This window comes from Bacillus sp. M6-12 (genome assembly GCF_002860285.1).
Taxonomy (GTDB): Bacteria; Bacillota; Bacilli; order Bacillales; family DSM-1321; genus Peribacillus.
In genome coordinates, this window is sequence record NZ_PGVF01000005.1 from 152,090 (window position 1) to 162,992 (window position 10,903).

The 10,903-nt window shown below is 38.9% G+C and carries 11 protein-coding genes; 5 read left to right on the forward strand and 6 right to left on the reverse strand.

Annotation, left to right across the window (positions count from 1 at the left end; translation table 11 throughout):
- The first annotated feature begins 137 nt into the window (after positions 1 to 137).
- From CVD28_RS08160 to CVD28_RS08175, 4 genes are all read left to right on the forward strand, one after another.
- Positions 138 to 1,604 carry a spore germination protein gene (locus CVD28_RS08160; RefSeq protein ID WP_101591876.1) on the forward strand — a complete coding sequence of 489 codons (1,467 nt, stop codon included), beginning with the start codon at positions 138 to 140 and terminating at the stop codon, positions 1,602 to 1,604.
- Between the two features lie 9 nt (positions 1,605 to 1,613).
- The gene (locus CVD28_RS08165) at positions 1,614 to 2,699 is read left to right on the forward strand and encodes a GerAB/ArcD/ProY family transporter (RefSeq protein WP_180954066.1); all 1,086 of its coding nucleotides are present in this window, start codon (positions 1,614 to 1,616) and stop codon (positions 2,697 to 2,699) included.
- A complete protein-coding gene (locus CVD28_RS08170; RefSeq protein WP_101591878.1) occupies positions 2,692 to 3,810 on the forward strand; it encodes a Ger(x)C family spore germination protein in 1,119 nt (372 codons plus the stop codon). Before CVD28_RS08165 ends, CVD28_RS08170 begins: the two co-directional genes overlap by 8 nt.
- Before the next feature lie 84 nt (positions 3,811 to 3,894).
- Entirely contained in the window at positions 3,895 to 5,385 is a 1,491-nt protein-coding gene (locus CVD28_RS08175; RefSeq protein WP_257985796.1) for an amidase family protein, read from the forward strand.
- Positions 5,386 to 5,441: 56 nt separating this feature from the next.
- Here the strand turns inward: CVD28_RS08175 and CVD28_RS08180 are convergent, their stop codons facing one another.
- The 5 genes from CVD28_RS08180 to CVD28_RS08200 all read right to left on the reverse strand — a co-directional run bounded on the left by CVD28_RS08180 (position 5,442) and on the right by CVD28_RS08200 (position 9,101).
- On the reverse strand, positions 5,442 to 5,783 hold the full coding sequence (locus CVD28_RS08180) for a nuclear transport factor 2 family protein (protein WP_101591879.1): 342 nt from the start codon (positions 5,781 to 5,783) through the stop codon (positions 5,442 to 5,444).
- A gap of 11 nt (positions 5,784 to 5,794) precedes the next feature.
- Positions 5,795 to 7,120, reverse strand: a complete 1,326-nt coding sequence (locus tag CVD28_RS08185) for a serine hydrolase domain-containing protein (protein WP_101591880.1) — start codon at positions 7,118 to 7,120, stop codon at positions 5,795 to 5,797.
- Positions 7,121 to 7,201: 81 nt separating this feature from the next.
- A complete protein-coding gene (locus CVD28_RS08190; RefSeq protein ID WP_101591881.1) occupies positions 7,202 to 7,780 on the reverse strand; it encodes a branched-chain amino acid aminotransferase in 579 nt (192 codons plus the stop codon).
- Positions 7,781 to 7,821: 41 nt separating this feature from the next.
- Positions 7,822 to 8,481: an NUDIX hydrolase gene (locus CVD28_RS08195; RefSeq protein WP_101591882.1), complete on the reverse strand. Its 660-nt coding sequence runs from the start codon at positions 8,479 to 8,481 to the stop codon at positions 7,822 to 7,824.
- A 281-nt stretch (positions 8,482 to 8,762) separates the two neighbouring features.
- Positions 8,763 to 9,101 carry a hypothetical protein gene (locus CVD28_RS08200; RefSeq protein WP_101591883.1) on the reverse strand — a complete coding sequence of 113 codons (339 nt, stop codon included), beginning with the start codon at positions 9,099 to 9,101 and terminating at the stop codon, positions 8,763 to 8,765.
- 401 nt (positions 9,102 to 9,502) lie between these two features.
- Here CVD28_RS08200 and CVD28_RS08205 point away from each other — a divergent pair, with 401 nt between their 5' ends.
- Positions 9,503 to 9,778, forward strand: coding sequence for a YqhV family protein (locus tag CVD28_RS08205; RefSeq protein ID WP_101591884.1), 276 nt, complete (start codon positions 9,503 to 9,505; stop codon positions 9,776 to 9,778).
- Between the two features lie 105 nt (positions 9,779 to 9,883).
- Here CVD28_RS08205 and CVD28_RS08210 read toward each other — a convergent pair whose 3' ends face one another.
- A complete protein-coding gene (locus CVD28_RS08210) occupies positions 9,884 to 10,720 on the reverse strand; it encodes a deoxyribonuclease IV (RefSeq protein ID WP_101591885.1) in 837 nt (278 codons plus the stop codon).
- Between the last annotated feature and the right edge of the window lie 183 nt (positions 10,721 to 10,903).

Consider the following 10,903-nt stretch of genomic DNA (forward strand, 5'->3'; position numbering starts at 1 on the left):
TTCAGACATACATATATCAGCATTTGCCTGCTAGTCTTAAGTCCTTTTGGCAATATCCCTTTGGAATGGATTGTATAAGAACCCTTTAAAATCCAAACACTATCCCCAGCAACTAGTAAATGTGCGGAGGAACTTACATGGGGTTCTTTAGAAAAAGATATCAAAAGTCTCACTTTACCAAGGAAAATACAAAAACACAGGAAAATGTCTCATTGGAAAAAACCCTTGATCAATTTCGGGATTGTTCAGATTTAGTTCAAAATGATCTTCCTGAACTTCAAGTGAGCTACGTATATATTGAAAACCTGGTAAATCCCCAGAAGGTAAAAGAATATCTCGCAGACCCCTTCGATACTTTAAAGTCACCTGATGTCGGGTTAATTCTTAACGAGAAAAGATATAAGAAAACGACAGAAAGCAAGTCATTATATAAAGGAATATTAAATGGTGAGGCTGCAATCTTCTTTAAGGATGAAGCCTACCTTGTCAACCTTTTTGGGCCAGAAACCAGGCCTATGAATGAATCGGGAACTGAAACCGTTATTACAGGTCCCCATGAAGCCTTTAATGAATCAGCGGGACAAAATATTTCATTAGTGCGCAGGAGAATCAAGAGCTCCCATTTAAAGGTTTATAAAATTACAGTTGGAGAGGTCACTTTAACAGATGTTTACCTGCTTTACCTTGATAATATCGCAAATAAGGGCTTTGTCGAGCAAGTAAAACAGAGAATTGAATCTGTAAGGATGGATGGAATTTTGGAATCGACAATGCTAGTCCAAATGATTGAAGAAAATCCTTATTCATTTTTTCCTCAATTCTTGACAACTGAGCGGCCTGATACAGTAGCTTCCAAAATATTGGAAGGGAAAATTGCGGGGATAACAGATGGCAGTCCAACAGCATTCATTGCTCCAACCAGCTTTTTTGAATTTTTTAATTCACCTGAAGATTATTACCAGAGATGGGCCTTGGCCACATTCTTGAGGCTTTTAAGGTATACTGCCTTCTTTATAGCCATTTTCTTTACTGCTTTTTATGTGGCGGTCACAACCTTCCATTATGAAATGATCCCAAGAACGCTTCTCTACACGTTACTTGAATCCAGGAGCAAAGTACCATTTCCTCCATTAATTGAAGCATTGATAATGGAAATTACTATCGAGTTATTAAGGGAAGCCGGAGCAAGGCTGCCGACTAAAATCGGCCAGACTATTGGCATTGTTGGCGGTATTGTTATTGGACAATCAGCAGTACAGGCGGGCATAGCAAGCAATATCCTGATTATTGCCGTCGCTATCTCAGCAATTGCTTCCTTTGTAATCCCAAACTATATTATGAGTGCTTCGATTCGATTGATCCGATTTGGGTTAATACTCCTTGCCGGAATATGGGGCAATTTGGGAATAATGTTCGGGCTCGGTTTGGTTCTAATCCACTTAACCGGAATTATGAATTTGGGAACATCATTTTTAACGCCGATTGCCCCTATATCAAAGAGTGATTTAAGGGATATTGTTATTAGGGCGCCATTTTCAAAATTAATAACACGGCCTTCGCAATCAGTTGCTACAAATCGAGTAAGACAAAAGAAAAAATTGTAGAGGTTCATGATGAAAGAAAAATTACATTCCTTCCATTTAACGATTTTAATTTATTTAATCCAGACTGGTGTTGTGTTATTCATCCTTCCAGGTACACTTGCAAAAACTTTTGGGACAAACGGCTGGCTTGCCATTCTTCCAGTTTCCGCTATGATGATAATCAATATTATATTGATCGGGGCAGTCTTTCGCCTCGGAAAGGGTAAACCCTTTTTTGCAATAGTCGAGGAAGGAATTCCTCGTCTGGTTGTGGTTCCAATATATATATTTCTTATTATTCTTTGGAGCCTCTTGGGATGTTTGACAGGAAAACAGTATATTGCCATCTTTCAGGTTTTCTCCTTTCAGCATTCGCCTAGCTCCCTTTTAAAGCTGATGTATGATGTATTGCTGTATTTCCTGGTTATTAAAGGAATATACAATATTGCCAAAGCGTCTACAATTATTTTTTCCATCACAATATTTTTGTTTATTCTGTTTTTCTATTTTTTCCCTGATCTTGAAATGGTCAGTTTTACTCCCTTTTTATTTCAAAATGGAGATGGGTGGACCAGCGGTGTGTTTGATACTTATGTTGCTTTTCTTGGAGCTGAACTCTCCCTCCTATTTTTTCCGTATGTGAATAAGGAATCAAAGTTTATTAGATCAGTTATTCTTGGAAATCTGCTTACTACCTTTGTGTATGTTTATTCTTGTTTTTTGATTTTTGGAGTTTTTGGGTACGATTATATAAAAAATTTAAGATTCCCATTAATGCAGCTGCTGTCCCTAATTGAATTCCCATTTATAGAAAGGCTGGAAAATCTGCTTTATTGTTTGTTTATGTTAAAAGTCTTAATTACGACTGCGATGTTTATTTGGGCGGCAACTGAAGCGGCAAAAAGAATTTTCCCGAACAAGGGGGAGAAATCTATTGCTTTTTTAATCGTTCTGGGCGTTTATCTCATTTCTTTTATACCAGAAACCTTAGACCAGATTGCAAGCTGGATGAAATTCCTGGCTTCCATTGAAATTGTGATTTCTTATACCTTGCCTATCATAGCAATTTTGCTGCTTTTTATCCGGAAAAAAGGAAGGAAGAAAGAACATGGGTAAAAGATTTAAGACAATTTTAGCAGTTTCGGCAGTTGTTATAATTGCTGGGTGCAGCGATATTAATACATTAGAAGACCAGGCACTTGCTCAGGTTATTACATATGATCTTGAAGAAACAAATGATGGTAACATTGGAAAGCTTAAAGTAACTGCATCCATTCCCTTAAAAAATAGGAGGAATGACCAGAGAGTAATTACTTCTATTTCAAAAACGAGTAAAGGTGCTAGAATGGAATTCAAATCACAGACAGATTTGCATTTTGTAAAAGGTCAGCTTAGGACTGTTATGTTCGGTAAAAGCCTGACAAAGCATGGATATACTAAATATTTTGATACATTGCACAGAGATCCACAAGTTAGCCCGCGCACGAATGTAGTTATTGTAAACGGTAATGCTGCGAAGCTGGCTGCTGCTAAGTACGATAACAAAGAAGCAACTTTTGAGACTATTGATCGTTTTATTGAAAAACAGGATATGGAAAGTATCTTGCCCAACATAGATATCTTTCAGTTTATGAGGGATTACTATGAAGAGGGAATAGATCCGGTAGCCCCGGTTCTGATAGAAAGAAAGGATTTTATTGATTCGGACGGAGTAGCTTTGTTCAGAGATGACAATTTTATAACCCAATTAGATCCGTCCATGACCACTATTTTTTTGATGTTAAGAAAAAAAATAAATAATGGGCAGCAAAATTTCGAATATCCTGCTCCTGGACATAAAACTCCGGAAATTGTTGCTTTGAATATTTTACATAGTAAACGGAAAATAAAAGTAAAAGAAACTGCTGCCAATGGTAAAATTCATGTACAAATTACTCTGGATGTAAAAGGATCCATTTTTGAATATATTGGAGAAAAAACCCTTGATACAAAAAAGAACCAGCAGATTTTAACAAATAAGATGGAGAAGTCTATTTCTAAGGATGCAGAGCGGATTGTAGCTTTCACTCAAGAGCATAATGTTGATAGTTTGGGCATAGGAAAATATGTACGCAACAGTATGACATACTCTGACTGGAAAAAGCTTGATTGGCGGAAGGAATATCCGAATATTAAAGTTACATGCAGTACCAACCTCGAAATTCGGAATTATGGATTAGTTGACTGACAATTTATTATTTTCAATCAGAAATGGATAGTATATGCTAAAATGATGTTAAAAGTTTTAGGCATCATTATAGGAGGAATATCTTTGCAAAATCCTGCCCTGGCCAGGCTGGTTCATGACTGGCTGCCGGAAAAAACAATTGAAGAATTACAGCAGGCTTTATCTATTGGAGAAATCACATCTAAAGAGCTTGTATTAATGTATTTGCATCGAATAAGCTCATTTGATAAGCAAGGGATTGCCATCAATTCCGTTCTGGAAATCAATCCGGATGCTGTGCAGATTGCGGAGGCTTTAGATACAGAAAGAAGCCAATCTGGCTCACGCGGTCCGCTTCATGGTATTCCGGTTTTATTAAAAGATAATATTGATACTGCTGATAAAATGCATACGAGCGCCGGTTCCCTTGCACTGCAATATAATATTGCGGCAGAGGATTCATTTGTCGCGAAACAGCTTCGGGATGCGGGTGCAATTATTTTAGGTAAAACAAATATGACGGAGTGGGCCAATTTCATGACAACTGATGGTATGCCGAGCGGTTATAGCTCCAGAGGCGGGCAGGTGCTTAATCCATACGGTCCTGACCGCTTTGACGTCGGCGGATCAAGCAGCGGTTCGGGTGCTTCCATCGCGGCTAATTTGGCGGCTGCCGCTGTTGGTACAGAAACTTCGGGATCAATTCTTAGCCCGGCAAGTTCCAACTCAATTGTGGGCCTTAAGCCAACAGTCGGTCTGATCAGCCGATCGGGCATTATACCGATCTCCCATAGCCAGGATACCGCTGGCCCAATGGCCAGGACTGTATCAGATACGGCACTGCTGCTGACTGTCCTGGCTGGTAAAGATGATCGGGATCCAGCAACTCTCTCCAATCCGAATAGAAATCTTACATACAGCCAGTTTTTAAAAAAGGATGGATTGCGCGGTGTCTCGATTGGGGTTGCCAGGGATCCTTACTTTTCTTATTTGGACGAAGAAGAAGTACTGCTGATGGAAAAATCTATTGAATTATTGCGGGAGAACGGCGCTACTGTGATTGACTCTATAGATTTCCCGTCTGCGAAAGAAGACTTGGGGTATGATACGCTTGTATTTGAGTTTAAGCCCGATCTTAACGCCTATTTACAGAATACTGGCGAAAATGTCCCGGTTTCCACACTTAGAGATGTGATTGCTTTTAATGAGGCACACCCTGAAAAAATGCTTAAATATGGGCAAACATTACTGGTTACATGTGAAGAAACAAGCGGAACCCTAACTGAGACTGCGTATATCGAATGCAGAGAAAAAGACATTTATTTTTCGCAGATTAAGGGGATTGATGCAGTCATGGATGATTATAAACTCGATGCCCTACTATCTCCAAATAATTTTGGGGCTGGACTTCCTGCTAAAGCCGGATACCCGTCCATCACTGTTCCAGCTGGTTATACAAACGAAGGTAAACCGCTTGGAGTAACCTTCACAGCAAAAGCATTCGAAGAAGGAAAACTGATAGAGATTGGTTATTCCTTTGAACAGGCTGCTAAACTAAGAAAGCCGCCAGTATTAGCAGTGGCGGAAGAAGTTTAAATATCTTTCAACAGCAAATTGGGCCGCTTGTTAGCGGCCCTTTCTTGCTGATTAAGTTATTTTATAAACCAGACTTTTGTGATTTTGTCATTGATTACTTCATACATCGCAACAGCCTCTGATTCCACCCCATTTGCTCTTCCAGTTACATGTTCATGGTCAATAACAATATTATTGCGGGCGATCCGTGACCGTAGTTCTGCATGCTGGTTTGGATTATCATTAAATAATTTAGTATATCTTTCTCTCATTTTTTCTATACCGGTATACGTGATTATGTTGGATGGAAATTCTAAAACTTGTACGTCTTCACTGTAGGCTTCCAAAAATTCTTCTATATTTTGGGCGTTATACGCATCAAGCTGTTTTTGTGCCAGTTCAATTGCTATTGTGCTCATTATAATGCCTCCTATATGTCTTCCGCTATTCTTCTAAGCATTCTGGAACCAAATAATACGGCCCATGCCTTTTCTCCGCTCTTGACATAAAAACGAATCGAGAGACCATATTCTTCGTTCCATAACATATCCTTTGAGGCAGATCGAAATTCCAAACTTTCCTCACCCATTGTTACCTTTGGCATTCCATCATGGGTGGTGACGGTTATCTTACTCCCTTCTGCAGATGCATATGACCCATCCATTACTAGAAGCTCTTCCTGAGAAGACTCATAAACTGGAGGTTCATAGCGTTTTCGTTCTATTGGCAAGTCCAAAGCCGCATTTACTGCTCCAAGCCATAAGTCTGCACTTGGTGCACCGGAAATATTAGTCAGCACCGCAATAACCAGTTTTTTTTCAGGAGCGAATCCGAAATGCGAAGAAACACCTGGCTGCCCTCCGCCGTGTTCAATCAATGTTATACCCGAATAGTCCGGTGTAGTGGTTAACCCAAATCCATAAAAGGAATATTCACTAATTTGAAAGAAAGCTTTTCCCATTTTATTAATTTGTTTTTTTGATAAGATTTGCTGATCGTTTGTATCACAATCTATATACTGTTGGCCATATTTGATTAAATCAAGGACATTTGACCGGATGCCTCCGCCCACTTCGTAATTCCCCAATTTTGGCCAGGGCTGCTGCTCAAACTGCTTCGTCTTTCTATTGAACTCATAAGGTACTGAAATGTTATCCAGCTTGGAGATTTCCTCCAGGCTAAATGTTGAGCGATTCATCCCCAGCGGTTCTAGTATATTGGAAGTTATATATCTTCTGAAAAGCTGGCCGGTAATCCGTTCAATAATTAATCCCAGTAAAAGGAATGTATCATTGCAATAGCTGAAATATTCCCCCGGGTTGCCGAGCATCTTAATATCTTCTTCAGCAAAATAACAAATATGGTCATCCAGCTTATCCAGGTCTTCCCTTCTATTCATCGGCGGGACGCCCGATGTATGGGATAACAAGTGATGAATATTGATCTTATCTATGCTGGGAACCCCTTTTATCGTAAATTCAGGTATATATTTAATTACCGGATCAGTAACAGAAAGCCTTCCTTCCTGCTCGAGCTTCATGATCGCCATTGCGGTAAATGATTTAGATACTGAAGCAATTCCAAAGATGGTTTCGGGTGTGACCAATTCTTTTCTTTCCACATCCCGATATCCAAACCCTTTTTGATATACAAGCTCCCCATTCTTTGAAACAGCAATGGCTGCACCGGGAATATTTTTAGCTTGCATAAGGTTTGTTACATATTCATCCAACTCCTTCTGCCTAAGCTGGTCCATGAAAGTTCTCCTCTTCCCTTTTTCTCTGTTAACCATTATGTATTTTTATCCGATGAACTAAGTATTCTTTTTCAACAGCAATTATGCGGCTTCCACGGATTCTGCAAGCCTAAATATAAAGCTGTATATTAATTGATAGGCTTCTCCGATTGACATTTCTTCTCGAAACCCATCTGCGTAATTTAATGTGAAATTCACATTCCATAAGCCATCTTCAGGGCTGAATAATAAACTGAAACGCGCCTCTTCTCCATGTAAATGCTCCCGGAAAAAATCCTTAATCGATTTTTCATATTTCTTCTGAAGTCTTAAGCCCAGCAAGGCATCATAGGTTCCAAAAACATCATCCATTTCTAAAGAGACGGCATCCACGCCAATTATGTCTAACCATTTAGATTCCAGATATATAAACTCATTTTGCTGCAGCTTTAGATAAGAAATCGGCTGGTTTAAAAACTGTGAAGACTCTTCAGAAATAACATTTTCTGATTCTTTATCACATTTTTCAATATAGGCATCCGCAAAGCGATCTGTCGGGTCGGCTTCTGAAATATTTTCTTTCGAAATCAGTTTATGCTTTACTGCATATGTCCTTTCCTCTTTGAAAAGGGAAAGATTTTGCGGGATAGCTACCAGTTCTTCAATTCGTTTTTTTAACACTAACAGGTTCCTCCTTATAGAATCCATATATGACAATAATATCAGATGTTCTTTTCGCGGCCTAACTTAGGACTATCTATAGTGTTTTGTTTGAGTATCTCGATAAAATGAGCCAGGATCCGGGCGGTCATTCCCCAAATGACCCGGTTTTCGTATATATAAAAGTATTCTTCCAGCTGTCTGGTCCGCCAATTATAATTTTCTCCGCCTACTATTAGTTCAAACGGAAAATCATCTTCCGGTTCAGCTCTGAAGTTTACCTGATATATTTTAGGGTCCGTTTTCAGTAAAAAGGATAGCGGCACTGTAAAAATGTCGCCTACCTCCGACGGGTTTGGCTTCAGCTCCTGCGAACTCTTAATTAACCCTATGTAGGGGTATACAATCATTCCAAATGGTGAAATAAGATAATCCAATGGATAAACATCCGTAATGTCTCCTTGCTTAAGCCCCAATTCTTCTATCGTCTCTCTTATGGCTGCACCTTTTTCATCCTGGTCACTTGGGTCTATTCGACCGCCTGGAAAACAAATTTCACCTGGCTGCCGCCTTAATTCGAGTGAACGGATTTCAAATAAAACATGAATACTATCCGCTTTTTCAATCAGCGGCAGCAAAACTGCATACTTGGAAAAACTGCCGCTTCCAAGTATGGTAGGTGTATGCGTTTTAATTTTATGTAATACGGATTCCAGCCTCATTTTTGTCTCCTCTCTCTTTTTTTTGGCAGCTTTGATAGCTGCATCCACTCCTATATAAATTGTTTGTATTTGATATCATGCATACCAAATACTCCTCTGGTAAATTATACATCATATTCTTTTACTTCTTCAGGGATGAAACTCGGATTTCATAATAATTCCTGCCTAATACATGCTTTTACTTTTATTCCCTTTTTTTCGTATAAAAAAACGGGCTGTCCAGGCAAGTTTGCATTGCCCGGCTAGCCCGGAAAAAATAATCGTACATAACATAATAACGGTTATATCATAGAAACCAATGGTTTAACTTCTTCTTTTTCTTTGACTTTATCAATTTTATCAACAAACATTTGAAACACCTTTTTCTTTTCTTCCAACTCTTTAATCTCTTCCTTTAATTGGTTGTATCTTTGTTCAAAAGGCTTATGGTAAAGCTCCCGGATGTTTCGGATAATTTCATCGTTCACTGTGGATTGAACAACCTGTTTAGTGATGCTGAATTTATATGTATACACCTGCAATTCGCGTTTCATTTCCTCATATTCATGGTCAATATCATTCAGCAGGCTGCAAATTTCAATTTTCCATTCTTCCAAAGACTTTTTCACATGATCTTCCATAAGCCATCTCCCTTTTCCTTATCCAAATAATCCTTAGATAAAGTGCATTTCCCGCTATTTTACCATTCAAGTTTTTCAGTTACTTTTCTATCGAGTTACATTAATAATACTTTTAAACAATGTGCCCGGAATTAAGGGCTAGATAAGCAGCTGAAATTTCCTTGTGTTGCAGAAGAGCTTTATGCTGAAGGTTCAGAAGGATAATTGATTGTGTTGGATAACTATAATGGTGTTATTCATTAAATGTGAAGCTTATCGGACGGAATGAACCCTTGTTTTTTCTTGCCTGCTCTAACCCTCATTGCAAATGTATCGATTAACCGCATTGAAAATAGTTGTCCTTTCTCTCTCTTTTTTGTCATATAGTTAAGAGTGGAGCGTTGTTGTAAAGGAGGACATGTATGTTTGTTGTAATTGAAAAAGCTGTACTGCTGATGGTTATGTTAAGATTCATCTCCGGCAGTATTGAAATTTTTGCTGCGGGATTAATGCTTAAACTAAATGATGTTGAAAAAGCCCTTATTGTAAATAGTTCACTTGCCCTGGTAGGCCCGATAATTATGATCGCTACTACTGCCATCGGGCTGTTAGGTTTGTCCGAAAAGCTTTCATTTAATAAAATTGCCTGTATAATTTGCGGTGTTTCATTGATTTTAATAGGCATTAAAATGAAATAATGGGGCTTACAATAAAATACCACTACCTAAGTAGTGGCACAGACTTAATGCGGCTGATTTACATCTTTCACGATTCTGTAGCGAGGCATATCATTTATTATTGTTTTATTTTCCCCACTTCTCCTTTAACATGGCGATTTCTTGTTTATGGGTGATACCTTCGTCTGATGGCGTTTCCAGTATAAGCGGGACATTTTTAATGGCAGGGGAAAGGATAAACGCTTCAAAGAGATTTTCACTTATATAACCAGTGTTAAAAATATTGGCATGCCTGTCTTTCATAGAGTATGCAGGGTATTTAGAGTTATTCAAATGAATGGCTTTCAGATGTTCGAAATATCCCAGTTGCTGACCTTTAGACCAAAATTCTTCAGCATTTTCTTCATTCCATATTCCGCTGGCAAAAGCATGGCAAGTATCCAGACAAAACCCAATCTTTTCTGAGAAGTCGCACAGATTCCGGACTTGGACGAGCTCTTCCAGCGTGGTCCCCATCGGACCGTGTTTACCAGCGTTGTTTTCCAATAATATCAAGCTATCGCCATCCCACTGGCTGAGAACGGTGTTAAGCATTTCTATCATTAATTGATAGCCGGCAAGCTGGTTATTTTCTTCCGTTCTATGCCCAAAGTGGACTACCACTCCAATTGAACCGCAGGCTTCCACTATTTCCAAATCGTTTAGCAGAGATTGGATCGTTAATTCTTTTTTAGCTTCAGTCGGTGTAAGGCTTGTTGGATATGGGGTATGAGCTATGGAAAGTATTTGGTGTTCCTTGCAAAATTGTTTGCAGTGCTCAGCGCTTGTCTGATCGAAATCTTTAACCGTTAAACTTCTCGGATTTTTAGGGAAAAATTGATATGCGTCTGCGCTGAAGCTCGCTGCGCGTTTTGCGGCACCTAAATACCCTTCCTTTATACTTACGTGGCAGCCAAATTTCATAAGTACCCCGTCCGTTCCGTTAAACTTTTATGAGACTTCCCAGCTAAATTATTTGAAGCATCGCTTTAAATGATGGCGTTTTTCTCTTAATTACGTGTTTTTCGGTTTTATTCAGTTTGATTTTCGCTAACAACAAACCTTCTGCCGATTAATTCGCCGGTGGAAGCAAAACTATTCTGATCA

Bases quoted from the DNA above. Each gene is read 5' to 3' on its own strand.
- CVD28_RS08195 (WP_101591882.1), bottom strand. From the start codon at position 8,481: ATGAGGCTGGAATCCGTATTACATAAAATTAAAACGCATACACCTACC.
- CVD28_RS08210 (WP_101591885.1), bottom strand. From the start codon at position 10,720: ATGAAATTTGGCTGCCACGTAAGTATAAAGGAAGGGTATTTAGGTGCC.
- CVD28_RS08170 (WP_101591878.1), top strand. From the start codon at position 2,692: ATGGGTAAAAGATTTAAGACAATTTTAGCAGTTTCGGCAGTTGTTATA.
- CVD28_RS08160 (WP_101591876.1), top strand. From the start codon at position 138: ATGGGGTTCTTTAGAAAAAGATATCAAAAGTCTCACTTTACCAAGGAA.
- CVD28_RS08180 (WP_101591879.1), bottom strand. From the start codon at position 5,783: ATGAGCACAATAGCAATTGAACTGGCACAAAAACAGCTTGATGCGTAT.
- CVD28_RS08205 (WP_101591884.1), top strand. From the start codon at position 9,503: ATGTTTGTTGTAATTGAAAAAGCTGTACTGCTGATGGTTATGTTAAGA.
- CVD28_RS08185 (WP_101591880.1), bottom strand. From the start codon at position 7,120: ATGGACCAGCTTAGGCAGAAGGAGTTGGATGAATATGTAACAAACCTT.
- CVD28_RS08165 (WP_180954066.1), top strand. From the start codon at position 1,614: ATGAAAGAAAAATTACATTCCTTCCATTTAACGATTTTAATTTATTTA.
- CVD28_RS08200 (WP_101591883.1), bottom strand. From the start codon at position 9,101: ATGGAAGATCATGTGAAAAAGTCTTTGGAAGAATGGAAAATTGAAATT.